The sequence below is a fragment of the Sinomonas atrocyanea genome, from assembly GCF_001577305.1.
GTDB lineage: Bacteria > Actinomycetota > Actinomycetes > Actinomycetales > Micrococcaceae > Sinomonas > Sinomonas atrocyanea.
This window is the reverse complement of sequence record NZ_CP014518.1, coordinates 4021608-4046067: the sequence shown is the minus strand read 5'-3', so window position 1 is coordinate 4046067 and position 24460 is coordinate 4021608. Positions and strand designations below refer to the sequence as shown.

The window sequence follows — 24460 nt, the reverse complement described above, 5'->3', positions numbered from 1 at the left end:
ACGAGTTGTGTCGAAATGCCCGGGGCTATGCACCCCGCTCCTCGGCCTCCACAACGGAGACCACGGCCAGGAAGCCGCGGCCGCTCACCGTCGGAGCAGGTTCGCCGCCGACCAGGGTGTCGTAGCGCGCGAGGGGAGTGGCGCCGTCGTCCGCGGCTGCCCCGCCGGCGTCCCCGTGGAGCGCGGCCACGGCATCGCCCTGCAGGAGGACGCCGAGCTGGCCGGGGCCGAGCGGCAGGGCGCGCTTCTTCGACAGCTCGAGGATGGTCACGTAGCCCGAGCAGGCGCCGCGGCGGGTGATGAGGTTGAGGTCGCGGATGGGGCCCGTGGGGAGGGCTGCGTTGGCGGGGGCAGCGCCGTCGAACCTCAGCGGGCGGTAGCGCTCGAGACCGTGCTCGCGCCCGTCCACCGTGAGCACGAGCAGCTCGCCCTCGATCACCGTGAGGACCCGGTCCATCCCCTCGAAGGCCGAGAACTGGCCGGCGCGCTCCACCTCCGCGATGCTGAGCCGCCAGTCCCAGTCCTCGGGGGAGTCCTGGCGGTCGCCTGCTGGGACGCCGCCGCGGGCGATCTCGACCGTGGTGCCGCCGCCGTTGCGCCAGCGGGTGGGCGCGAGATCGGCGAAGCGGATGATGTGCGGGGGCATGGGCGTCCTTCCGTCGGTGCTCCTAGGCTACGGGGGCGCCCGTGCCGGGCCGCGGGTGTGGGGCCCGGCCGCGGCCTAAGCTGGGTGCCATGAGTGCCGCCCCGAGCTTCCCGAAGGCCCTCGGCCCGCGCGTGGGCGAGGCGGTGCGCACCCTCACTCCCGGGTACTTCGCGCTCACGATGGCCTCCGGGATCATCTCCGTGGGGCTCGAGCTCGAGGAGATCCACTGGCTCTCGGCCCTGCTGCTCGCGCTCTGCGGGGCCTCCTACGCGGTGATCCTGGTCCTGAGCTTGGCACGGCTGGCGAGGTTCCGTGCCGACATGTCGCGGGACTTCATGGACCCCGGGCGGGCGTTCGGGTTCTTCACCTTCATTGCCGGGACGAACGTGCTCGGTGTCCGGCTCGGCATGACCGGCTGGCTGGGCGCGACGGCTGCGCTCCTCGCCGTGGCCGCGGCCGCGTGGGCGGTGCTCGGCTATGTGGTGCCGTGGACAGCGGTGCTGGGTCGGGAGGAACGCCCGGTTGTCCGGCACGCGAACGGGTCCTGGTTCATCTGGTGCGTGGCGAGCCAGTCGGTGGCGGTGGCCTCGGCGTCGGTCGAGCAGGCGGCCGGGGATGACTGGCGCCCCGCGCTCGCCCTCATCGCCGTGGTGGCCTGGTCGGTAGGGCTCATCCTGTATGCCGCTGTGGGCATCTTCGTGTCGCTCCGGCTCATGACGTACCCGATCCGGCCGGAGGACCTGCGGCCGAACTACTTCGTGGCGATGGGTGCCATGGCGATCAGCGTTCTGGCCGGGGCGCGGATCGCCGAGATGGCGGGTGCGCCGATGGTCGACGCCACGCGCGGCCTCGTGGCGGGGGCGTCCGTGGTGTTCTGGGCCTTCGCCTCCTGGCTCTTCCCGGTGCTCCTCGCCGCCGGATGGTGGCGGCACCTCGTGCACCGCGTCCCCCTCGCGTACGAGCCGGGCCTGTGGAGCGTGATCTTCCCGCTCGGCATGTATGCCGTGGCCGGCATCTACCTTGGCCGGGCGGACCGGCTGCCCATCGTCGAGTTCATCGGCCGGGCAGAGCTGTGGGTCGCCGTGGCCGCGTTCACGGCGGCGTTCGTCGGGATGCTCTGGCACCTGTGGTCCACCCTCGCCCGGCCTCGGACGCCCCGCCCCGTCTGAGTGTCACCTCCTTTGGGTCAGCTTCTGAGTGTCACCTCATGTGACTCCCAGAAGGTGCTCTCCAGAAGCTGCCCTTCAGGAGCTGACCTTCAGAATCCGTGGGACCATTGAACGGAATCGGTCAGGAGTGAGAGAGCGGAGCCATGGCCAACTCGGCATCGGGGGACTCGGTGGTGGACCGCGTGGTGCGCATCCTCGAGGCGTTCCCCGAGGGCGTCAGCTCCCTTCCTCTTGGCGAGCTGGCAGCCCGCGCGGGCCTGCCGCTCACGAGCGCGCACCGCCTCGTCAACCAGCTGGCCGGCCACCGCCTCCTCGAGCAGGCGCCCGGCGGCAAGGTCCAGCTCGGGCTGCGGCTCTGGGAGCTCGTGAACCGCAACTCGCCCACGCTCGTGCTGCGCCAGGCCGCGCTGCCGTTCATGGACGACATCCATCAGGTCCTCAACCAGAATGTGAACCTCGCGGTGCTCCAGGGGGACGACGTCCTGTTCGTCGAGCGCCTCTCGCGCCGCGGCTCCGTGGCGAACCGGGCCAAGGTGGCCGGGCGCATGCCCGTGCACGTCTCCTCGGCAGGTGTGGCGCTCATGTCCGCCCAGCCGCCGCACGTCCAGGCCGCCTACCTCGCGCGCTTCCGCGATCCGGCCGGCAAGGCGACCACCGAGCACGTGCGCCAGCTCCTCGCCGCTGCCGCGACGCACGGGTACGCCGAGCTCGCCGGCGTGGTCGATCCCGACACGTGGGGCATTGCCGTCCCCATCTACGACCGCCAGCGGCGCGCGGTGGCGGCGATCGGCGTCGTCGTGCCCCTCGCCGAGGTGCGGATGCAGCAGCTGGTGCCGCCCCTCAAGACGGCGGCGCGGGGGATCGGGCGGCAGCTCGGCACGCCGGGCGAGTAGGGCCGCCGGGCGCACGACGCCGAGACGTCGACTCTCGTTTTCGACTCGCCGTTCCGATCAACGGAATCGGAGTTCGCGGCGCGAGCGAGCGGCGTCACACTCAAGGGAAACGCACGCCGCAGCGGATCCCGCCGGCCCAGTGCTCCACGACCCCGAAAGGAACGATCATGGGCGATCGCACCGTCATCACCACCCAGGTGGCCATCATGGGCGCAGGGCCCGCCGGCCTCATGCTCTCCCACCTCCTGCACCAGGCCGGGATCGAGAGCACGGTCGTGGAGATCCGCAGCCGCGAGGAGATCTCCGCCACCATCCGCGCGGGCATCCTTGAGGCCGGGTCCGTGGACCTGCTCGTCAACTCCGGCGTGGACAACGTGCTCCGCAACGGCCACGAGCACGAGGGCACCGAGTTCCGCGTCAACGGCGTGGGCCACCGCATCGACTTCAAGGGCCTCGTGGGCCAGTCCGTGTGGCTGTACCCGCAGAACGACGTGTTCGACGACCTTGCTGCCCGTCGCGAGGCCGACGGCGGCGACGTGCGCTACTCGTGCTCCAACACGGACGTCTACGACCTCCTCGGCACCCCCAAGGTCTACTTCACGGACGCGGACGGCGCCGACTTCGAGCTGCGCGCCCAGATCCTCGTGGGCGCCGACGGCTCGCGCTCCTACTGCCGCCACCAGATCCCCGAAGCCAGCCGCAAGACCTACTTCAACGCGTACCCGTTCGCGTGGTTCGGCATCCTCACCGAGGCCCCGCGCAGCTCCCCCGAGCTCATCTACGCCAACTCGGCCCACGGCTTCGCGCTCATCTCCCAGCGCACCGACACCGTCCAGCGCATGTACTTCCAGTGCGACCCCACGACGAACCCCGCCGACTGGACCGACGAGCAGGTCTGGGAGCAGCTGCGACTGCGGGTCAACGGCAACGGGTTCGAGCTCAAGGAGGGCCCGATCACCGACAAGGTCGTGCTGCCGTTCCGCTCCTTCGTGCAGGCCCCCATGCGGCACGGAAACCTGTTCCTCGCCGGCGACGCCGCCCACACCGTCCCGCCCACCGGCGCCAAGGGCCTCAACCTCGCGCTGCACGACGTCAAGCTCCTCTTCGAGTCCCTCGACTCGTACTTCAAGTCCGGCTCGACCGCGCTCATCGACACCTATTCGGACCGCGCGCTCGACCGCGTCTGGAAGGCCCAGTACTTCTCGTACTGGATGACCACGCTCCTGCACACCGTCCCGAGCGAGGAGAACCACGACTTCTTCCGGGCGCGCCAGCTCGGCGAGCTCCGCTCGCTGCTCGAGTCCGAGCATGGGCGCGCCTACATCGCCGAGTGCTACACGGGGTGGCAGGGCAAGTAGCCGCGCGCCGCCCACCCGCGGGAGGTGGCTCCCAGGAGCTGACTTTCAGGAGGTGACCCTCAGAATCTGGGGGTCACCTCCTGCGCGTTGCGGCCGGACGCTGCAGCCCCGGCGAGGGGCCGCGGGCGAAGATGGGTCCATGACCAACCCTGCCCCGGACCTCACCGACGAGCCCTCCTTCTACCTCGACAAGTCAGATCCCACGTCGTGGAAGGCCCTCAACGCCCTCACCCTCGCCGTGCGCAAGGCGACGGACGACGCCGGCCTGCCGCGCGCCGTCGTCGAACTCGCCTCGGTGCGGATCTCGCAGATCAACGGCTGCGCGTACTGCCTTGACCTCCACGGCCGCCTCGCGGTCGAGGCGGGCGTGCCCGAGCGGAAGCTGCACGTGCTCCCGGCATGGCGCGAGGCCGGGCTGTTCACGGTGCTCGAGCGGGCCGCGCTCGACGTTGCCGAGGCCGTCACGCTCCTCCCCGACGACGAGGAGCGGCTGAACACCCTGGCCAAGGCGCGGGCCGAGCTCGGCGATGCCCGTTTCTCGGCGCTGGCCTGGGCCGCGGTGACGATGAACGCGTTCAACCGGGTCTCGATCGTGAGCCGGCACAAGGTCCAGCCCTAGCCCTTCCTCCCCGGCGATCGGCCGTTCGTGGTCCCACCTCTTGTTCTCCGACCTTCAACGATATATCGTTGAGTATCGATCACGAGAGGAGAACCACCATGCGTTCCCATCACCATCACGACGCGCTGCACCACCACGACGGCCCTCGCGGTCCGCGCCGGGGCTTCGGCCCGGGCGGATTCGGACCAGGAGGCTTCGGCCCCGGAGGCCCCGGGGACTTCACGCCCGGCGGCCCGGGCCCGGGCGGCATCGGCTTCGGCCACGGGTTCGGCGGCCACGGCTTCGGCCCGGGCCACCACGGACCGGGCGGCCACGGTTTCCCGCCGGGCTTCGGACCGCGCGGCGGCCGCAGGGCGAGCCGCGGCGACGTCCGGGCGATGATCCTCTCGCTCCTGTCCGAGCAGCCGCTCACGGGCTACGGGATCATCCAGGCCGCGGGAGCCAAGACCAACGGGATCTGGAAGCCCAGCCCCGGGTCCGTCTACCCCACGCTGCAGCAGCTCGTCGACGAGGAGCTCGTCGAGCAGGTGGGCGAGGGCAAGCGCACCGAGTACGCCCTGACCGAGGCCGGCCGCGCCTACGTCGCGGACCACGCCGAGGAGCTCACCAAGGCCTGGGAGGCCGCGCCCGGAAGAAGCGAGGCCACCGAGGCGTTCATGGAGAGCGTGGGCAAGTTCATGGGTGTGCTGCACCAGTTCCGCTCGGCCGCCACGGACGAGCAGCGCGCGCAGGCTGCCGCGAAGATCGACGAGGCCCGCAAGGCCCTCTACCTGATCCTTGCCGAGGACTAGCCAGGACGGCCCGATCCTCTCGGGGCGAACACGGATCGCTTGGGCTACGCGGGAACCGGGCGGAAAGTAGGAGCATGTCACAGATGCCACCACCCTGGCGGGGCGGCGGCCCCGTGGTCCGCGGCCGCGTCTCGGCCGCGGACGCGGCGCTCCAGCGCAAGCTCAACGCCGAGGCGCCGAAGATCCCGCACCTCTTCGGACGCATCGCGGAGCTGTTCCGCCCGCACCGCGTTTCGCTCGTGCTCACGGTGGTGCTCGTCCTGGCCTCCGCGGCGCTCTCCGTCGCGCCGCCGCTGCTGACCCAGCGGATCTTCGACCAGGGCCTGTTCCCCGCCGGCGGCCACCCGGTGCTCTCCGTTCTCGGGGAACTCGTGGCCCTCATGGTGGGCGCCTACGTGCTCTCGGCCCTGCTCGGGGTCTGGCAGACGTACCTCACCTCGACGGTCGGCAACGCCGTGATGGGCTCCCTGCGGGTGCGCCTCTTCACACACCTGCAGTCCATGGAGCTCAGCTTCTTCACCCGCACCAAGACCGGCGTGATCCAGTCGCGCCTGCAGAACGACGTCGGCGGGGTCGCCACCGTGCTCGCGAACACCGTGAGCGGGGTCGTCGGCAACGTCGTGACCGTGATCGCGGCCTTCGTGGCGATGGTCGCGCTCAACTGGCAGCTCACGCTCATCGCCGTGGTGCTCATGCCGTTCCTCGTGGTCGCGCAGCGCCGGGTCGGGCAGGTCCGCGCCCGGATCGCCACGAAGACGCAGGAGTCCCTCTCCGACATGACGGCGATAACCCAGGAGTCCCTGAGCGTCTCGGGGATCCTGCTGTCCAAGAGCTTCAACCGCCAGCCGGACGAGATCGGCCGGTACTCCGCCGAGAACAGCAACCTCGTGCGGCTGCAGATCCGCCAGGCCATGAGCGGGCAGTACTTCTTCGCGCTCGTGACGATCTTCATGTCCTCGATCCCTGCGATCGTCTACCTCGTGGCCGGGCTGCTGCTGACGGGGGGAGCGGGGCCGCTCGGCACCGAGGCGATCACCGCCGGAACCGTCGTGGCCTTCACCAACGTCCAGGCGCGCCTCCTCTTCCCGCTCATCGCGCTCATGCGCGTGGCCCTCGACCTGCAGACCTCCGGCGCCCTGTTCGCCCGCATCTTCGAGTACCTCGACCTCAGGCCCGCCATCGCCGACGCACCCCACGCCGCACCCCTGCCGGATGGGGCGCCCCGCTTCGGCGAGGTGGCGTTCAGGGACGTCACGTTCCGCTATCCCGACGCCCGCGGCGAGGACCGGGCCACTCTGGACGAGGTCTCGTTCACGATCGAGCCCGGCCAGTACGCCGCGTTCGTCGGCCCGAGCGGTGCGGGCAAGACCACCGTCTCCTACCTCATCCCGCGCTTCTACGAGGCGAGCTCCGGCGCCGTCCTGTTCGCGGGCCACGACGTGCGCGACCTGCAGCGGGAATCCCTGGTGAGCCATATCGGCGTCGTGAGCCAGGAGACGTACCTGTTCCACGCCTCGATCGCCGAGAACCTGCGCTACGCCAAGGCCGATGCGACGCTCGGGGAGCTCGAGGCAGCGTGCCGGGCGGCCAACATCCACGAGACGATCGCCTCGTTCCCCGACGGGTACGACACGGTGGTGGGGGAGCGCGGCTACCGGCTCTCGGGCGGGGAGAAGCAGCGGATCGCGATCGCGCGCGTGCTGCTGAAGGACCCCGAGGTCCTCATCCTCGACGAGGCCACGAGCGCCCTCGACACCATCTCCGAGCGCGTGGTCCAGCAGGCCCTCGACGCCGCCTCGCACGGCCGGACCACGATCGCGATCGCTCACCGGCTCTCCACCGTCGTGGGCGCCGACGTCATCTACGTGGTCGACCGCGGGCGCATCGTCGAGCACGGCACCCACTCGGAGCTGCTCGCCGCGGACGGCGCCTACGCCCGGCTCTACCGTGAGCAGGCCTCGGCGCCGTCCCCGGCCCGACAGCCCTGAGACCCGCGTCTCCTCACTGCAGCGCCCAGGACGGATCAGCGCCCTGAGCCTCCTCGGCCCAGCCCCGCCTGAACGCCTCGGTTCCGCGCAGCGGGCCCAGATGCCGGTCCGCGAGGATCGCGTCGAAGGGGTGCGGGACCACGCCGAGGGAGTGACGCACGACGGCGGCCCTCGCCTCGAGCGCGCCGGCGCGCCCCGCGTCGCCGGCGGCTGCAGCGGCGTGGGCGAGGACTTCGGCCGTCTCGGCGAAGCCCCACCGGTCATCAGCTGCCTTGACGATCGCGAGGCTCTCCTCGAGGTCTTCCCGCGCGGCGGCCGGGCTGCCGGCCAGGAGCCGGACTGCGGCGAGGTGGCGCAGGGCCCGGGCCCGGTAGGTGTCGTCGCCCAGCTCGGCGAACCGGTCCCGGGCTTCGGCGAACCGGTGCGAGGCCTCGTCCAGCCGGCCGATGTGCGTGAGGCCGGCGCCGTCATTGAGCGTGGAGACGGCGAGGATCCAGGGGGCCGCGAGCTCCCGGGCGGCGTCGAGTGCCTCGGTGAGCAGGCCGCTGGCGCGGTCGAGACGCCGGTCCGCGAGGGCGATCATGCCGTGCAGCGTGAGCGCGTTGCGGCGTTCGCCGATCGCTCCGCTTGCCTCGGCGAGGGCCGCGAGGGCGTCGGCGTGGATCCGGGCCTCGGCCACGTCGCCCTGGTGGTAGGCGAGCCAGCTGGCGCCCCACCGCGCTGTGGCGGCGAGGGACGGACTGGCGTCCCCGGGGCTCGCCAAGGCCGAGCGGAGCCAGGCGCGGCCTTCCGAGAAGCCGCCGTGCCACAGCCAGAACATCCAGAGCGAGGTCGCGAGGCGCAGCGCGTCGCCGCCCCGGCCCAGGCTCCGGAGCCTGTCGAACGCGAGCCTCAGGTTGCCGAGGTCGGCGGCAATCTCCCGGTGGACACGGTGCTGGTCCGCGTGCCGCATGGCGGAGGAGGCGGCTCCGGCGGCGTCGAGGAACCAGGCGCCGTGACGGTCCCGCACGGCGTCCTCGTGGCCGGATGCTGCGAGCGCGGCCGCAGCGAACTCGCGGACGACGTCGAGCATCCGGTACCGCCCGTGCTCGGCCGTCGGCTCGGGCGCGCCCACGAGGCTGTGGTCGACGAGGTCGCTCACGAGGGGCACCGGATCGGTGCCGAGCACCTGGCCGGGGGCCGCCAGTGTCCAGCCGTCGAAGACGGCGAGCTCGGCCATCGCCGTCTGGGCGCGTGCCCCGAGCAGGCCGTAGCTCCATTCGACCGTGGCCTCGATCGTGCGGTGCCGGGCGTCGTCGTCAACGAGGCCACCTGTGAGGACGGACAGCTGGCTGTCCAGACGGTCGCGCAGATCAGCGAGGCCGAGGTGCGCCACGCGCGCCGCGGCGAGCTCGATGGCGAGCGGGACGCGCTGCACCCGCGCGCAGATCTCATCCACGAGCGGCTCTGAGCCGGCGAGATCCAGGGCCGGCCGAGCGGCGGCCGCGCGCTCGGCGAACAGCTCGCGGGCGGGGGCCGGCCCGAGCGGCTCCACCGGGACGAGGCGCTCGGCGCCGAGCCGGAGCGGCGCTCGGCTCGTGGCGAGGACCGTGGCCGCGGGGCACCGCGCGAGCAGTTCGCCGATCAGCGGCACCGCGTCCGGCACCTGCTCGCACGTGTCGCACACGAGGAGCATCCTGCGCGCGCCGATCGCCGCACAGACCATGTCCACGACCGTCTTCCGCGAGGTGTTCGCCCCCACGGCCGTCGCGATCGCGAGCCCGGCGGACTTCGCGTCGTGGCAGCTGGCGAGCTGCACGAACGCTACGCCGTCGTCGAACGACGGCGCGCACTCGCTGGCCGCTGCAAGCGCCAGCCGCGTCTTGCCCACCCCTCCCGTCCCGATGAGGGTCACCAGCCTGGTCGAGGGCTCCGGCCGGAGGGAGACGATGCCGGCCAGAGCTTCGACCCGTCCGAGCAGCGGGGTTCGCGGCGCCGGGAGCGGGGCGAGCTCGCTGGCCGGCGCGGAGCGGCCTCGGGCCAGGGCTGCGAAGCCGTTGCGCGCGGTCCCGTCGAGGCCGAGGGCGGCGGCGATCCGGGTGGCGGTGCCGGGATACAGCCGGGTGCGCAGGCCGCGCTCCGCATCGCTCACGGCCCGGACGCTGATGCCCGCGCGCTCGGCGAGGCCCTCCTGCGTGAGCCCGGCGGCCAGACGCAACCGGCGGAGCTCGCGGGCGAGCTCGAGGTCCGCTCCCATGCGCCACCTTCTCCCTACGCCAAGGGTAGGGCCGTCCCGGGTATCGCGGGAGCCTGATCACCCGACCCCGGGGCGCCGACTCGGTGGGCTACTCGGTGGGTACCCGTCATGGCGACCGCGACCGGCGCGAGGGACCCTGAGGGCATCGCCCAACCCACCAAGGAGGATGCCATGTCCACCGAGACATCCCGCAGGCTCGTGGCCCGCTTCTACGACGAGGTGCTCAACGGCCGGCACCTCGAGGTCATCGACGAGATCGCCGCCCCCGACTACCTCGAGAACGATCCGCTTCCCGGCCAGGGAGACGGCCGGGAGGGGCTCCACGACCGCGTGTCGGCACTCGTCTCCGCGCTCGAGCCGCATTTCACGGTCGAGGACGTCATCGCCGAGGGCGATCGCATCGTCGTCCGCTGGCGCCATCGGGGGACCCACGTCGGAACGTTCCTCGGCGTCCCCGCCACCGGCAAGGCCTTCGACATCGCCGGCATCGACATCTACCGCGTCGCCGGGGACCGTCTCGCCGAGCACTGGCACGTCGTCGACCAGCTCGCCATGCTCGCGCAGCTCGGACTCCTGCCGGCCCCCGAGGGGGCGGCACCGTGAGCGCCGCACCCGTCAGATCGGCGAGCTCCACAGTGGCCATGCCGTCCGCTCCCGCGGCGGCCGCCCTGGCAGCGGAGGCGGACCGCCGGCTCGTGGAGCTCGAGCCGCAGCTCGTGCGTCTGCGGCGGGACTTCCACGCGCACCCCGAGCTCGGGTTCGAAGAGCACCGTACGGCCGCCGAGGTCGCTCGGCTCCTCGGCGACCTCGGGCTGTCGGTGAGGACCGGGGTCGGCCGCACCGGCGTCGTCGGGGACCTCGAGGGGGCTCCATCAGGCCCGCGCATCCTGGTCCGGGCAGAGCTGGACGCCCTCCCGGTCCGCGAGGCGCCGGGATCGGAGTTCGCCGCAGACGGGTCGGCCGCCCACCTCTGCGGCCACGATGCGCACCTGGCCGCGCTGCTCGGCGTCGCGACTGTCCTGGCTGCTCACCGGGACGCCCTCCCCGGCTCGGTGAGGTTTTGCTTCCAGCCCGCCGAGGAGCTCCTCGCCGGGGCCGCTGCCATGCTCGCCGACGGCGTGCTCGACGGCGTTGACGCCGCCCTTACCGCGCACGTCCTGGCCGCGCTGCCGTACGGGACCGTGGCCATCAACCCCGGTCCCGTCCTGTCCGGTGCTGACTTCTTCCGCGCAACCGTCTCGGGGGGAGCCGGCCACGCAGGCACTCCCGGCCAGTACGCCGACGCCGTCCTCGCCTCGGCCCACATCACGGCCGTGCTCCAGGCCCTCGTGGCCCGCGAGACGCCTGCCGGGGAGCTGCTCGTGGTCGGGATCGGCTCGGTGCATGGCGGAGACGCCGCGAACGCGGCGCCGGAAGACGTGGCCCTCCTCGGGAACGTGCGCTGGGAAGACCCGGCGGCGGGGGCGCGCGCTGTGCGGCGGGTCGGTGAGATCTTCTCCGGGGTTGCCGGGGCCCTCGGCTGCCGGGCGCGCGTGGAATGGACGGGGCATGCGCCGGTCCTGGCCAACAGCCCGCGGCTGGCCTCTGCAGTGCGGGCGGTGATCGAACAGGACGCTCTCGCGGAGATCGTCGAGATCCCGCCGCAGACCGCGAGCGACGACTTCGCGGAATTCTCCCAGAGGGTGCCTGGGCTCTTCCTCGGAGTCGGGTGCGGGGGCCCGGGACATGCCGCGCACCACCATCCCCGGTTCGACATCGATGAGCGCGCTGTCCTCGGGACAGCCCGCATCCTCTGCAGGGCGCTGCTCCGCCTGGTGGATCTGTGAACGGGCGGGCGAACCGCGCGGGTGGGGGACGCGCCGGCGTGCGTCTGCGAGCGGGCGGCGAGGGAGAGCGGAATCATAGTGGGGCGGCTGGAGGATGAACAAACGGACGTGGGATGATGGAAAGGATGACTTCCCCGACGCGACCCACGAACCCGGAAAGCCAGCCCGCCGCCAGGACTGCACCATTGCGCGCCCAGGAGCGCCCCCAGGTGCTGCCCACGGCCGAGGGCTGGGAGCAGCAGCGCACCGCCGAGGGCCGCCCGCTGCTCCAGTTCGCCTCCCCCCGCGTCAAGCAGCCCCCGCAGCACTTCGCGGACCTGAGCCTCGAGGACCGCCAGGCCAAGGTCAAGGAGCTGGGCCTGCCCGCGTTCCGCGCCAAGCAGCTCTCCACCCACTACTTCCAGCACTGGACCACGGATCCCGCGGCCATGAGCGACCTGCCCAAGGCCGGCCGCGAGGAGCTCGTCGGGGAGCTGTTCCCGCCGCTGCTGACCGAGGTCCGCCGCCTCAAGACGGACGACGGCAACACCATCAAGTTCCTCTGGCGCCTCTTCGACGGCGCCCTCGTCGAGTCCGTCCTCATGCGCTACCCGGGCCGCATCACCCTGTGCGTGTCGAGCCAGGCCGGTTGCGGCATGAACTGCCCGTTCTGCGCCACGGGCCAGGCCGGCCTGACCCGCAACATGTCCACCGCAGAGATCGTGGACCAGGTCGTGGCCGCCAACCGGCTCATCGCGGCCGGCGAGCTGGGCGTGAAGGAGCACGACGACGAGCGCGTCACCAACATCGTCTTCATGGGCATGGGCGAGCCGCTGGCCAACTACAAGCGCGTCATGGCTGCCGTGCACCGCTTCGTGGACCCGGTCCCGATGGGCCTGGGCATGAGCGCCCGCAACATCACCGTCTCGACGGTGGGGCTCGTCCCGGCGATCCGCAAGCTCGCCGACGAGGACCTGCCCGTCACCTTCGCCCTCTCCCTCCACGCGCCCGACGACGAGCTCCGCGACGAGCTCATCCCCGTCAACAACCGCTGGAAGGTCGACGAGGCCCTCGACGCCGCGCACGACTACTACGTCAAGACCGGCCGCCGCGTGAGCATCGAGTACGCGCTCATCAAGGACATGAACGACCACGCCTGGCGCGCGGCGCTCCTGGCCAAGAAGCTCAACCAGCGCGGCCGCGGCTGGGTCCACGTGAACCCCATCCCGCTCAACCCGACCCCCGGTTCGATCTGGACCTCCTCCGAGCGCCACGTGCAGGAGGAGTTCATCGAGACCCTCCGCGCCGCGGGCGTCCCCACGACCCTGCGCGACACGCGCGGCAAGGAGATCGACGGCGCGTGCGGCCAGCTTGCTGCCGCGGAGTAGGGGCCCGGTGAGCGAAGGGCGCAGCACCGGCCCGAGTTCCCCGGCGCACGACGCCGTCACGCACCCGGGTGGGCCCCTCGCCGTCGCCGGCTCCCGGCTGCGGGAGTTCGTGCACCAGCTGCTGTTCAGCATCGGGCCGGCGCGTCAGGACCACCAGGCGGCGCTCCGGGTCGCGGCAGGGCTGTTCATCCCGCTCATCGCCCTCGTGGTGCTGGGCCGGCTCGATCTGGCGATCTTCGCGAGCTTCGGCGCGTTCGCCGGGATCTACGGGCGCAACGAGCCGCACCGGGCGCGGATCGTGGCGCAGGTCCGCGCGGGCCTGCTCATGCTGGCCGTGATCCTCGCGGCCACGCTCACCGCCCGGCTGAGCCCCGGCGACCTCGTGAGCCCGTGGACCATCGTGGCCGGCACCACCATCGTGGCCTCGGCGTGCACCGTGGTGGTGGGCTACTGGAGACTGCGGCCGGCCGGTTCGCTGTTCCACATCTTCGCCTACGCGGCGATCGCCTCGGTCCCGCATCAGCCCCCGCTCGGACCGGCCATGCTCACGGCCGCCGGGACGGTGGTGCTCTGCCTGCTCATCGGCCTCTCGTCCCGCGTCCACCCCGCGCACCGCACGCCGCTCACGTGGGGCGCGGTCCGCGCCGCGTGGCGGGTGCGGCTCGGTGCCGAGGAGCGCCGGGCCCTGTGGCTCGAGTCGCTCGGCTACCTGGTCGCGGCGGCGGTCGCGGGGGTGGTCGCCACGATCGTGGGGCAGCTGCTCGGGTTCGGGCACAACTACTGGGCGATGGTCGCCGCTGTCGTGCCGCTCGTGGGCCACACGACCCGGCACCGCGTGGCCCGGGGCCTGCAGCGTGTCCTCGGCACGGTGGTGGGCCTCACGGTGCTCGCCGCGATCGTGGCGCTCCGTCCCGAGGCGTGGGCGATGGTCCTGCTCATCGCCGCCTGCCAGTTCGGGGCCGAGATGCTCATCGCCCGGCAGTACTTCCTGGCCCAGGTGTGCGTTACCCCGCTCGCCCTCATGTCCACGCTCCTCGTGGTGCGCGTGGACCCGCTGGACCTGCTGCACGACCGCTTCATCGACACGGTGATCGGCGCGGCGGTCGGCGTGGCCGTGGTGCTGGCTCCCAGTGCCTGGCGGCGGTTGCGGAGCCGGCCCGTCACGCCGTGACCGCGTGCACCCGCACCGGGGTCATGACCGGCTTGGCGTAGCAGACCGAGTCCGCCAGGTCCGCGTACGGGCCGAAGTTCGCGATGCGGCGGTAGCCGGACGCCTCGTAGAACATCTTCCCGTCGGGCTGGGCGGACCCGGCCTCGGCGAGCATGAGCGTCACGCCCGCCGCATAGGCCTCGGCCTCGAGCGCCACGAGGATCGAGCTCGCGATCCCCGCCCCCCGTGCGTAGGGGAGCACATAGACCCGCTTGACCTCGGCCGTGGTGCGCTCGACCCACCGCAGGCCGCCGCAGCCCAGCGGCTGGCCCGTGGCCCGCTCGTAGGCGACGAGGAACACGGCAGTGTCCGCGGCCGACGGCGGGTCCCCCGCCTCGTGCTCGTTGTGGCCGTAGCGGGCGTCGAGCTCCGCCTGCTGGGCGGCGCGCAGGTCGCGTCCCACGGGGTTGGACCACGGGACCAGCCGGATCGTCAGCTTGGGGTGGGTCTGCATGCCGCCTCCTTCATGAAGGGAATGCCCTGACGCTACGGGGCGTGTGTTTCGGCTCCATGACGGTGCTGTGAGGAATGTCGAACGGCTGGGTAAAGTCCGGTACACGAGAAGCAGAGCGTGGCGGGCGCCGGGCGCCCGCCAAGATGGAGGGGCCATGTCAGCTGGAGCACAGGTGCGCACGCGGGTGCGAGTGCCGCTCAGGTTAGCCGGCGGGTTCGCCGTCACGGCGGACGTCTTCACGTTCCGCGACCTCGTGGACGGCCGCGAGCACCTCCTGCTCGGCCTCGGCGACTGGGAGGGCGCGCTGCAGCGGGCGGGCGAGGGCGGCGAGCCCCCGCTCGTGCGGCCCCACAGCGAATGCCTCACCGGGGATGTGCTCGGCTCCGAGCGGTGCGACTGCGGGCCCCAGCTGCGCGAGGCCGTGGAGCGGATCTCCGCGGCCGGCGGGTTCCTGCTCTACCTCCGGCAGGAGGGTCGGGGGATCGGGCTGTACGAGAAGCTGGACGCCTACGCCCTCCAGGACCAGGGGCTCGACACCTACGCCGCCAACCGGGCCCTCGGCCGCGGCGAGGACGAGCGCGACTACGAGGCCGCCGCCCAGATGCTCCAGGCGCTGGGCTCCACGCGCATCAGGCTCCTGAGCAACAACCCGGACAAGGCCCTCCAGCTCGAGGCGCTCGGAATCCAGGTGGCCGAGCAGGTGCCCACCGCGGTGCATCTCTCCGCGAGCAACGTCCGCTACCTCAAGGCCAAGCGCGACCACACCTTCCACACCCTTGACCTCGCCGCGGCCGGCGACGTCGAGGTGGACTCCGCCTAGCCCCTGGCCAGGCCGGGCCCTGCCCTGGCCGCCGAAACCGACCGGCTTTCACCGGCCTCGGGCGCCGATGCGCGGCGTGTCCCCTCCCGACACGCGGCGTGGGCGCTGAAAGCAGGTCGGTCTTGGGCGGCGCCGGATTCCGGTCCCGTTCGCCGGTCACGGTCCGGCGCACGACGCCGGCCGCCGCGCCTCGAGCACGAGGCCGCGGCCGCCGTCGAACGTCACCCCCTGGAACGAGGCGCCCGAGGCGACCTGGCGGAACCCCAGGCCCACGTGCAGCGCGATCGAGGCCGCGTTGCGCGCGTTCGTGATGCAGTAGGCGGCGTCGGCGCGCTCCCAGATCCAGGCCAGCCGGGCCTCGGTGAGCGCGCGCCCGGCTCCGCGGCGTCGGGCGGCGGGGTGGACCACGATGCCGCCGAGGTAGTGGCCGGCCGGCGCCCCGCCGTCCGGCGCGGGGTAGACGTGGGTCTTGGCGCAGCCGAGCAGCCGGCCGTCGGCCTGCGCCGGGCCGGCCAGCTCGCCGTCGGCCAGTGCCCCGCCTGCCAGCGCCACGACGGCGATCCGGTCCGGCCGCGGGGCGAGGGCGGCGGCCGCCCAGTCGGGGCGCCCCGCGGCGCGGACCACGGCATTCACGGCCGCAAGGTCGCCCGGGACGGCGGGGCGCACCGCCCAGCTCCTTCGGTCCCAGCTCCTTCGGCCCCACCCCGAAGCCGCCCCGGCGTCCCCGGCCGCCCAGTCCACGGGCGTCAGCGCACGGCGCCGATCGCCTCGCCCAGCGCGCCGAGGACGAGCGTCACCGAGGCAGGGTTGGCGTTGGGGCCCATGAGCCCGATCCGCCAGACGGTGTCGGCGAACTCGCCCACCCCGGCACCGATCTCGATCGAGTACTGCTCGAGGAGGATCCGGCGCACGCGCGCGGAGGAGACGCCGTCCGGGACGCGCACGGTGGTCAGGCTCGGCAGGCGGCTGCCCTCGGCGGCGAACAGCTCCAGTCCCATGTCCTCGAGCCCCTCGCGCAGGGCGTCCGCGGCGGCCTCGTGGCGGGCCCACACGGTGGGCAGCCCCTCGGCGAGGATCCGGTCGAGCCCGGCCTCGAGCCCGGCGATCATGGTCACCGGCGCGGTGTGATGGTAGGTCCGGGTGCGGCCCTGGGCGGCGCCGACGTACCCGCCGAGCAGGCCGATGTCGAAGTACCAGGAGCGCGGCTCGCGGACCCGCCGCTCGAACGCGCGCTCGGAGACGGTGAACGGGGACAGGCCGGGCGGGACGCCGAGGCACTTCTGGGTGCCCGCGTAGCCGATGTCGACGCCCCACTCGTCCGCGAGGAGCTCGAGGCCGCCGATCGACGTCACGGCGTCGGCCAGCAGGAGCGCGTCCCCCTTGCCTGCCCCGAGGGCGGCGATGTCGGAGCGGACGCCCGTGGACGTCTCGGCGTGCACGGCCGCGATGATCTTCGGCGACGGGTGGGCGGCGAGGACGCGCTCGGCGTCGACCGGCTGCCCCCACTCGTGGTCCACGCGCACCACCTCGGCCCCACAGCGCCGGGCCACCTCGCACATCCGCTCGCCGAAGAGCCCGTTGACCGCCACGACCACCGGGTCGCCCGGCTCGACGAAGTTCACGAACGCCGCCTCCATGCCGCCCGAGCCGGTGGCCGAGACGGGCCATGTGCGCGCGTTCGCCGTGCCCCACACCTCGCGCAGCCCGGCCGAGACGCGGTCCAGCCGCTCGATGAACGCCGGGTCCAGGTGCCCGATCACGGGGAACGAGAGCGCGGCCATGACCTCCGGGTATGCGTTCCCCGGGCCGGGTCCGAACAGGTAGCGGAACGGCAGGATCTCCCTCATGCGCCCACCCTACCCACGGCGAGGCGCGACGTCGCCGGGCCGGGTCGCGGACCCGGCCCGGCGGCGTCGTGCGTCGGGGAAGGAGGTGAGGTCAGACGCGGGGGCCGGCGAGGTGCTCGAGCTCCACGGCGTCCTCCTCGTTCATGCTCACGTTGACCGTGCGGCGGAAGCCGCGGGTGATCACGAGCAGGCACACGGCGCCGATCCCGAGCCAGATGGCCCCGTACATCAGCGCGTCCATCTGCAGGTTCGCCCACAGGACGCCGGTCAGCACCATGCCGACCACGGGCAGCACGATGTTGACCAGGATCTCCTTCGGCGTGCGGATCTCCTTCTTGCGCAGCACGAAGAACACCACCACGGTCAGGTTCACGAACGTGAAGGCGATGAGCGCGCCGAAGTTGATCATCGAGGAGATGAACTCGAGCGTGAACGGGATCGCGAGGAGGGAGACGGCGCCGACGAACAGCACCGCGAAGGACGGGGTGCGGAACCGCGGGTGGACGAAGGAGAAGAACCGCGAGACGGGGCCGCGGCCGTTGCGGCCCATCACGTAGATCATGCGGGACACCGAGGCGTGCGAGGCGAGGCTCGAGGCCACCGTCGCGGCGAAGGCGGCCGAGGTGAAGAGGACCTTGAACAGCTCGCCGCCGACCTTGAGCGCCATCTCGGGCAGGGTGTCGTCGGTGTTGTCGAAGCCGTCCAGCGTGGGGAACACCGACTGGCCGAACCAGGCGGCGATGAAGAAGATGGTCCCGCCGATCAGCAGGGCCAAGACGATCGCCTTCGGCACGGTGGTGGCGTCCTTGGCCTCCTCCGTGTACATCGTGATCGCGTCGAAGCCGATGAAGGAGAAGCACACCACGGTCGCGCCGCTGATGACCGCGGAGGCGTCCACGCCGCCGTGGAAGAGCGGGGCCGAGCTGAACACCGCGCCGGTGCCGGTGCCGTGGGCGAGGGCGTTCCAGGCCAGGACCACGAAGGCGCCGATCAGCACGATCTCGAAGACCACGAGGATGCCGTTGATCTTCGAGGTCGAGTTCATGCTCCACAGGTTCATCGCGGTGATGATGACCACGTAGGCCACCACCCAGATCCACGAGGGCACGTCCGGGAAGAAGGACTCCATGTAGATGCGCACGATCACGGCGTTCACGAGCGGCAGGAGGAGGTAGTCGAGCAGGGACGCCCAGCCGACGAGGAAGCCCACGTTGGGGTGCATGGTCTCGGACGTGTACGTGTAGGCCGAGCCGGCCGAGGGGAAGAAGCGGGTCATGCGGCCGTAGCTGATCGCGGTGAAGACCATCGCGACGAGTGCCACGAGGTAGGCCAGCGGGACCACGCCGTTGGTCTCGCCGGAGACGATGCCGAACGTGTCGAAGACAGTGGTCGGGGTCATGTACCCGAGGCCGAGGCCGACGATGGCCCACAGGCCCAGCGACCGCTTGAGCGTGGAGGAGTTCTGGGACATCAGCAGTATTGTCCTTCGTGTGTGTCCGTCGTCACAAACGGCGGCGGACGGGTGGGGCCCGGGGCCGGGCTGGGGACAGTCACCCCTCGGGTGGAGGCTGTGCGCGTGGTGGTCAGGCGTGCGCCGGGGTGGCCGGCTGCTGCTGGGTGATGCAGTGGATCCCGCCCCCGCGGGAGAAGATGATCCGCGCGTCGACCGCGCTCACGTGCCGGCCGCGGTAGGCGTCGGCGAGGATGCGCAGCGCCTTCTCGTCGTGCGGGTCGTTGAAGGTGCAGGCCACGAGGCCGCCGTTGACGGCCACGTGGTTGATGTAGCTGTAGTCGACCCAGCCCTCGCCGTCGTGCAGCTGGGCCGGGGCCGGGACCTCGATGATGGTCCACGGCGTCCCGTCCGCGGTGCGCGAGGCGTGCAGGACCTCGAGGATCTGGCCCGTGACCTCGTGGTCCGGGTGCTCGGGGCTGTGCTGGACATGGACCAGGAGGGTGCCCGGGCTCGGGATCGCCGCGACCAGGTCCACGTGGCCCCGCGTGCCGAAGCGCTCCGAGTCCCGCGTGAGGCCGCGGGGGAGCCAGACGGCGTGGCGTGCGCCGATGGTGCGCTCGAGCTCGGCCTCGACCTGGGCCTTCGTGGCGCCCGGGTTGCGGCCCGGGTCGAGCTGGACGGTCTCGGTGAGCAGGACCGTGCCGCGCCCGTCGACCTGGATCCCGCCGCCCTCGTTCACGAGGCTGCTCGGGACGAGCTCTGCGCCCGCGGTCTGGGCGACCGTGCCGCCGATCCGGGCGTCGTCCTCCCACGAGGCCCAGTCCTGCTGGCCCCAGCCGTTGAACACCCAGTCGACGGCGCCGAGGCGGGCGGGGCCGCCATCTGCGGGGCCGCCATCTCCGGGGGTGCCGCCTGTGGGGGTGCCGAGGACGAAGCTCGGGCCCATGTCCCGGATCCAGGCGTCGTCGAGGGCCGCCTCCAGCAGGCCGACCCGCGGGTCGAGGTACGCCTCGGCGATCGCGCGGTCCTCGGGCCGGACCACCATGGTCACGGGCTCGTAGCGGCGCGCGGCGTGGGCCACGGCGGCCCAGGCCGCGCGCGCCTCGTGGGCGTCCTCGGCCGTCTCGCCGAGCGTGTATCCGCCGGAGGGCCAGGCCATCCACAGCCGCTCGTGCGGGTCGGTCTCCGCGGGCATCCGCCAGCTCATGCGCGCGCCCCTTCGAGCTGCTGCGTTCCTGCTGCCGAGGGGACCGCCGGTGAGCGGACCGCCGGTGAGCCGGACGACGCCGGTGCGTCGCCGCCGTCGTGCGTCCCGCCGGAGTGGGGTGCTGGCTCGGGCGAGCCGGGCCGGCCGGTGGTGCCGAACGGGTGCGCGGGGTCCACGGGCGCGGTGAGCGCGGCGTAGGTGTCCGGGCGGCGGGTGGTGAGGAACGGGAAGAGGGTGAGCCAGTCGCGGCGCGCGTCGAGGTCGAGGTCCGCGACGAGCACGGCCGAGCCCTCGCGCGGGGCGCGGGCCAGGATCCGGCCGTACGGGTCCGAGATGAAGGACGAGCCGTAGAAGGTCACGAGGCCCTCGGCGCCCCAGCGGTTCGGGACCACCATGAACGTGCCGTTGGCGATCCCGTTGCCCACGATCACCTGCCGCCACAGCGGTTCCGTGTCGAAGTCGGGGTGACCGGGCTCGGAGCCGATCGCGGTGGGGTAGGCGAGGATCTCCGCGCCCGCGAGCGAGTAGGCGCGGGCGAGCTCGGGGAACCATTCGTCCCAGCACGTCGGCAGGCCGAGGCGGGCCCCGCCGAGCTCGGCGGGGGAGTGGACGGGGTACGGGCTGCCCGCTTCGGGGCCGGGGCGGAAGAACCTGTCCTCGTAGTAGCCCTCGGTCACCGGGATGTGGAGCTTGTCCGTGGCGGCGAGGAGCCTGCCGTCGGGGGCCACGAGGATCGCGGTGTTGTAGCCGAGGGGGCCCCCTGCGGCGCCCCTGCGGTACAGGCTGGCGTGGACGCAGATGCCGTGGGCGGCGGCGGCGCGGCGGGCGAACGCGAGCGTGCGGCCGGTCTCGAGGTCCTCGGCGATGCTGCTGGGCGTGTAGCCGGGCAGCGTGTCCGCCGGGTAGCGGGAGAGCGTGAGCTCGGGGAGGAAGACGACCGCTGCTCCGCGGGCGGCAGCGCGGCGGATGCCCTCCTCGAGCTCGGCCTCGGTCGCCGCGGGGTCCTCGTGCCAGCGGTGCTGGACGACGCCGACGCGCAGGGGAGCGCGCCTCGGAGCGTCCGTTTCCGTGCGGGCCCACGACACCGGGGGCTGCAGGGCAAGGATCTCGTGCATGGAAGTCCTTCGGGGAAGTTGGGGGGTCTGAGATGACCCTGAGGGGGCGCGGGGTGAGCGCCTAAATGAATCGCGTTCGTTTATTAGAGCAGTGACCTGCGCCACGGTCAACCCTCCCTCCGACCCGGGGTCACGTCTCGCGCGACGCGGGGTCGGGTCCCCAGCGACTCAGGGTCACGTCTCGTGCGACGCGGGGTCAGGTCTCCCGCGACGCGGGGTCGGGTCCCCAGCGACTCGGGGTCACGTCTCGTGCGACGCGGGGTCAGGTCTCGCGCGACGCGGGGTCAGGTCTCACCGCCCGAGCTCGAAAAGGGCTCCTCGCGGTCCCCTAGACTCCGAGGCATGGAATCCCCCGACTCCCGCGAGGCGTCCACTCAGGCCGCGCCGCGCCGCCGCGGCCGTCCCCCGAGCCCTGTCCTCTCGCGGGGGAAGATCACGACGGCGGCGCTCGCCGTCGTCGCCCGGGTCGGCTACGAGGGGCTCACCATGGCAGCCCTTGCCCACGAGCTCAGGACCGCGCCGTCCGCGCTCTACAACCACGTGAAGTCCAAGGACGAGGTCCTCAACTGGGTCCAGGACGACGTCTGCGAGACGATCGACACTTCCGGCTTCGGCGCGGGTCCCTGGGACCTGGCGCTGACGCGGTGGGCCTACTCGTACCGCGAGGCCTTCGCGCCGCATCCCCCGCTCATCCCGATCATCGCGGTCTTCCCGGTGGCCGGCGCCCCGCACACCCTCGCGATGTACGAGCGCGTGGCTGCGGGGCTCCGCGATGGCGGATGGCCCGAGGACATGGTCGTCGATGTGATCGTTGCGGTCGAGTCGTTCGTCCTCGGTTCTGCCATGGATGTTTCGGCCCCGGAGGGGATCTTTGACGTCGGCGATCGCCCTGAGCTCGCGCCCACCTTCGCGGCTGCTGTTTCCGCGCGTCCGGCGAGGGGTGCCGCCTCGGCTGACACCGCCTTCGGCCTGGGGCTCAGCGCACTCGTCGCTGGTCTCCGGGGCACGCTGGCGGCGGTGCGCGCCACACGCGGCTGACCCCGCGTCTCGCGAGACGTGACCCCGCATCGGGTGGGAGGTGACCCCGCGTCGGGTGGGAGGTGACCCCGCGTCGGGTGGGAGGTGACCCCGCGTCGGGTGGGAGGTGACCCCGCGTCGGGTGGGAGGTGACCCCGCGTCGGGTGGGAGGTGACCCCGCGTCGGGGAGGGAGGGAGGGGTTGTGGGCCGCTTTCTAATGAACTACATTCATTTTGAAACCTCCCCCACATTCCCCTCCTGTCGAAGGAAGACCATCATGTCCCAGCCCCAGACCCCTGCCGCCCGGACCCGCGAGGCCGATGTCGTCGTCGTCGGTGCCGGCCCCGCCGGCCTCATGGCCGCCCGGACCCTCGCGAAGGAGGGCCAGCGCGTCGTCGTCCTCGAGGCCCGCGACCGCGTGGGCGGCCGCACCTGGAGCGACACGATCGACGGCGCGTTCCTCGAGATCGGCGGCCAGTGGATCAGCCCCGACCAGACCGAGCTCCTGGGCCTCGTCGACGAGCTCGGCAAGGAGACCTTCCAGCGCTACCGCGAGGGCGAGAACGTCTACGTCGCCCCGGACGGCACCCGCACGGTCTACGCCGGTGCGGACTTCCCGGTCTCCCCGGGCACCCTCGCCGAGGTCGAGCGCCTCACCGCCATCCTCGACGCCCTCGCCGCCGAGCTCGGCGCCGAGCAGCCGTGGGCCCACCCGAAGGCGCGCGGGCTCGACACGGTCAGCTTCCACCACTGGCTCCGCGGCCAGTCCGCCGACGAGGAGGCCTGCAACCTCGTGGGCCTCTTCATCGCCGGCGGCATGCTGACCAAGCCGGCCCACGCGTTCTCGGCCCTGCAGGCAGTCCTCATGGCCGCCTCGGCCGGGTCGTTCAGCAACCTCCTCGACGAGGACTTCATCCTCGACAGGCGCGTGGTGGGCGGCATGCAGTCCGTGAGCGAGGCGATGGCCGCCGAGCTCGGCGACGCCGTGGTCCTCGGCGCCCCGGTCCGGACCCTGGAGTGGGAGGGGAGCGAGGGCGGGATCGGCAGCGTCACCGCGACGGCCGACGGCGGCACCGCCGGCCGCGTCACGGTCACCGCGCGCCGGGCGATCCTCGCGGTCCCGCCCACGCTCTACAGCCGCATCTCCTACGTCCCGGCCCTGCCGCGGCGCCAGCACCAGCTGCACCAGCACCTCTCCATGGGCCTGGTCATCAAGGTCCACGCCGTCTACGACCGCCCGTTCTGGCGCGAGGCCAAGCTCTCCGGCACGTGCTTCGGCGCGGACCAGCTCGTCCAGGAGGTCTACGACAACACGAACCACGGCGACTCCCGCGGCACCCTCGTGGGCTTCGTCTCGGACGAGAAGGCGGACGCGGTGTTCCGCCTCTCGCCCGAGGAGCGCAGGGCCGCGATCCTCGCCTCGATCGCCCACTACCTCGGCGACGACGCCCTCACCCCGGAGGTCTACTACGAGTCGGACTGGGGCTCGGAGGAGTGGACCCGCGGCGCCTACGCGGCGAGCTTCGACCTCGGCGGCCTCTCCCGGTACGGCGCGGACCAGCGCACGCCGGTCGGCCCGATCCACTGGGCCTGCTCCGACCTCGCGGCCGAGGGGTACCAGCACGTGGACGGCGCCCTGCGCATGGGCCGGCGCGCCGCGGAGGAGGCCATCGAGGCGCTGTCCCCGGCGCTCTGACGGGGCCCCGCTCTGACGCGGGCCCCGCTCTGACGCGCGTCAGCGGGCACGCACGGCACCGGTGATGTGCCACGCGAGGCCCCGGTGCGCGTACACCGGGTCGAGCCCGTGCCGGCGGACCACGTCGACCATCGCCGCGGGGTCGTGGGTGTAGCCCCGGTACGTCTTGCCCGTGGCGCGCATGAAGGCGTTGACGGCCGTGAATCCGGCACGGTGGAACAGGTTCCGCGGCGGGTAGCTGAACACGAGCGCGCGCCGCGCGTGCCGGGCCGCCGCGCCGAGGAGCTTGACGTAGTCGGGGTAGCAGCACACGACGCGGTGGAGGATGACGACGTCCGCCGGCCCGACGGCGTCGGGCGTCTCCGCGATGTCCACCCCGAGGCGGCGCGAGACGCGCCCGCCCAGCCCCGCCCGTTCGACGAGCCGCTCGGCGTTGGACTCGTAGGCGTCGGAGAGCTCGAGGTTCTCGGTGCGGCCGGCCCCGCGCTTGAGGAGCTCGAGCTGGATCTCGCCCACGCCGCCCCCGATCTCGAGGACGCTCGCACCCTCGATGCCGGTGCCCGCCAGGAAGTCCACGATCCGCTGTTCGACGGGGCGCAGGCCCTTCCGCTCGTAGCGCCTCGTGATGCTGCGGGAGAAGGACGGGGTGAAGACCGCGCTGTACCTCGTCGGGTCGGTGTTCCCGGGGCCGGGCCCGCAGCAGCCGGACATGGCTCCAGTATGCGGCACCGTTGACGCGCGCGGGAT

22 protein-coding genes are annotated in these 24460 nt (G+C 72.5%); 13 read left to right on the top strand and 9 right to left on the bottom strand.

Going from position 1 to position 24460, the window contains the following annotated elements; all coding sequences use genetic code 11:
• Positions 1–25: 25 nt before the first annotated feature.
• Positions 26–646, bottom strand: coding sequence for a HutD/Ves family protein (locus SA2016_RS18565; protein ID WP_066501057.1), 621 nt, complete (start codon positions 644–646; stop codon positions 26–28).
• 89 nt (positions 647–735) lie between these two features.
• Between SA2016_RS18565 and SA2016_RS18560 the strand changes: the two genes are divergently transcribed.
• The 6 genes from SA2016_RS18560 (at position 736) to SA2016_RS18535 (ending at position 7464) form a co-directional block, all read left to right on the top strand.
• Complete coding sequence (locus SA2016_RS18560; protein ID WP_066501055.1) at positions 736–1815, top strand: tellurite resistance/C4-dicarboxylate transporter family protein; 1080 nt, start codon at positions 736–738, stop codon at positions 1813–1815.
• Between the two features lie 143 nt (positions 1816–1958).
• Positions 1959–2708, top strand: a complete 750-nt coding sequence (locus SA2016_RS18555) for an IclR family transcriptional regulator (RefSeq protein WP_066501052.1) — start codon at positions 1959–1961, stop codon at positions 2706–2708.
• A 167-nt stretch (positions 2709–2875) separates the two neighbouring features.
• A complete protein-coding gene (locus SA2016_RS18550; RefSeq protein WP_066501048.1) occupies positions 2876–4066 on the top strand; it encodes a 4-hydroxybenzoate 3-monooxygenase in 1191 nt (396 codons plus the stop codon).
• Positions 4067–4205: 139 nt separating this feature from the next.
• A complete protein-coding gene (locus SA2016_RS18545; protein WP_066501045.1) occupies positions 4206–4685 on the top strand; it encodes a carboxymuconolactone decarboxylase family protein in 480 nt (159 codons plus the stop codon).
• 98 nt (positions 4686–4783) lie between these two features.
• A complete protein-coding gene (locus SA2016_RS18540; protein WP_066501042.1) occupies positions 4784–5476 on the top strand; it encodes a PadR family transcriptional regulator in 693 nt (230 codons plus the stop codon).
• A gap of 74 nt (positions 5477–5550) precedes the next feature.
• A complete protein-coding gene (locus SA2016_RS18535) occupies positions 5551–7464 on the top strand; it encodes an ABC transporter ATP-binding protein (protein ID WP_066501040.1) in 1914 nt (637 codons plus the stop codon).
• A 13-nt stretch (positions 7465–7477) separates the two neighbouring features.
• Here SA2016_RS18535 and SA2016_RS18530 read toward each other — a convergent pair whose 3' ends face one another.
• On the bottom strand, positions 7478–9700 hold the full coding sequence (locus SA2016_RS18530) for an ATP-binding protein (protein WP_066501038.1): 2223 nt from the start codon (positions 9698–9700) through the stop codon (positions 7478–7480).
• A gap of 171 nt (positions 9701–9871) precedes the next feature.
• On the opposite strand from SA2016_RS18530, the gene SA2016_RS18525 reads away from it, so the two are divergent.
• From SA2016_RS18525 to SA2016_RS18510, 4 genes are all read left to right on the top strand, one after another.
• A complete protein-coding gene (locus SA2016_RS18525; protein WP_066501037.1) occupies positions 9872–10303 on the top strand; it encodes an ester cyclase in 432 nt (143 codons plus the stop codon).
• Complete coding sequence (locus SA2016_RS18520) at positions 10300–11526, top strand: M20 metallopeptidase family protein (RefSeq protein WP_066501032.1); 1227 nt, start codon at positions 10300–10302, stop codon at positions 11524–11526. The genes SA2016_RS18525 and SA2016_RS18520 overlap by 4 nt, the downstream gene beginning before the upstream one ends.
• A 125-nt stretch (positions 11527–11651) precedes the next feature.
• Positions 11652–12893 (top strand): dual-specificity RNA methyltransferase RlmN, encoded by a 1242-nt coding sequence (gene rlmN, locus SA2016_RS18515; protein WP_066501030.1) that lies wholly within the window; start codon positions 11652–11654, stop codon positions 12891–12893.
• Between the two features lie 121 nt (positions 12894–13014).
• The gene (locus SA2016_RS18510; RefSeq protein WP_066502856.1) at positions 13015–14064 is read left to right on the top strand and encodes an FUSC family protein; all 1050 of its coding nucleotides are present in this window, start codon (positions 13015–13017) and stop codon (positions 14062–14064) included.
• Here SA2016_RS18510 and SA2016_RS18505 read toward each other — a convergent pair.
• A complete protein-coding gene (locus SA2016_RS18505) occupies positions 14054–14557 on the bottom strand; it encodes a GNAT family N-acetyltransferase (protein WP_066501028.1) in 504 nt (167 codons plus the stop codon). The genes SA2016_RS18510 and SA2016_RS18505 overlap by 11 nt on opposite strands.
• A gap of 154 nt (positions 14558–14711) precedes the next feature.
• On the opposite strand from SA2016_RS18505, the gene SA2016_RS18500 reads away from it, so the two are divergent.
• Entirely contained in the window at positions 14712–15377 is a 666-nt protein-coding gene (locus SA2016_RS18500; protein ID WP_066501026.1) for a GTP cyclohydrolase II, read from the top strand.
• 156 nt (positions 15378–15533) lie between these two features.
• On the opposite strand, the gene SA2016_RS18495 is transcribed toward SA2016_RS18500, so the two are convergent.
• The 5 genes from SA2016_RS18495 to SA2016_RS18475 form a co-directional block, all read right to left on the bottom strand.
• Entirely contained in the window at positions 15534–16043 is a 510-nt protein-coding gene (locus tag SA2016_RS18495; protein WP_066501024.1) for a GNAT family N-acetyltransferase, read from the bottom strand.
• Positions 16044–16123: 80 nt separating this feature from the next.
• Complete coding sequence (locus tag SA2016_RS18490) at positions 16124–17224, bottom strand: pyridoxal-phosphate-dependent aminotransferase family protein (protein ID WP_066501022.1); 1101 nt, start codon at positions 17222–17224, stop codon at positions 16124–16126.
• 91 nt (positions 17225–17315) lie between these two features.
• Positions 17316–18695 carry an APC family permease gene (locus tag SA2016_RS18485; protein ID WP_066501019.1) on the bottom strand — a complete coding sequence of 460 codons (1380 nt, stop codon included), beginning with the start codon at positions 18693–18695 and terminating at the stop codon, positions 17316–17318.
• Between the two features lie 112 nt (positions 18696–18807).
• On the bottom strand, positions 18808–19884 hold the full coding sequence (locus SA2016_RS18480; protein WP_066501016.1) for an agmatine deiminase family protein: 1077 nt from the start codon (positions 19882–19884) through the stop codon (positions 18808–18810).
• A complete protein-coding gene (locus SA2016_RS18475) occupies positions 19881–20999 on the bottom strand; it encodes a nitrilase-related carbon-nitrogen hydrolase (RefSeq protein ID WP_084249638.1) in 1119 nt (372 codons plus the stop codon). Before SA2016_RS18475 ends, SA2016_RS18480 begins: the two co-directional genes overlap by 4 nt.
• A gap of 342 nt (positions 21000–21341) precedes the next feature.
• Here SA2016_RS18475 and SA2016_RS18470 point away from each other — a divergent pair, with 342 nt between their 5' ends.
• Both SA2016_RS18470 and SA2016_RS18465 read left to right on the top strand, forming a co-directional pair.
• Positions 21342–22037, top strand: a complete 696-nt coding sequence (locus tag SA2016_RS18470; protein ID WP_066501009.1) for a TetR/AcrR family transcriptional regulator — start codon at positions 21342–21344, stop codon at positions 22035–22037.
• 257 nt (positions 22038–22294) lie between these two features.
• Complete coding sequence (locus SA2016_RS18465) at positions 22295–23713, top strand: flavin monoamine oxidase family protein (RefSeq protein WP_066501004.1); 1419 nt, start codon at positions 22295–22297, stop codon at positions 23711–23713.
• Positions 23714–23752: 39 nt separating this feature from the next.
• On the opposite strand, the gene SA2016_RS18460 is transcribed toward SA2016_RS18465, so the two are convergent.
• Entirely contained in the window at positions 23753–24424 is a 672-nt protein-coding gene (locus SA2016_RS18460) for a methyltransferase domain-containing protein (RefSeq protein ID WP_066501001.1), read from the bottom strand.
• Between the last annotated feature and the right edge of the window lie 36 nt (positions 24425–24460).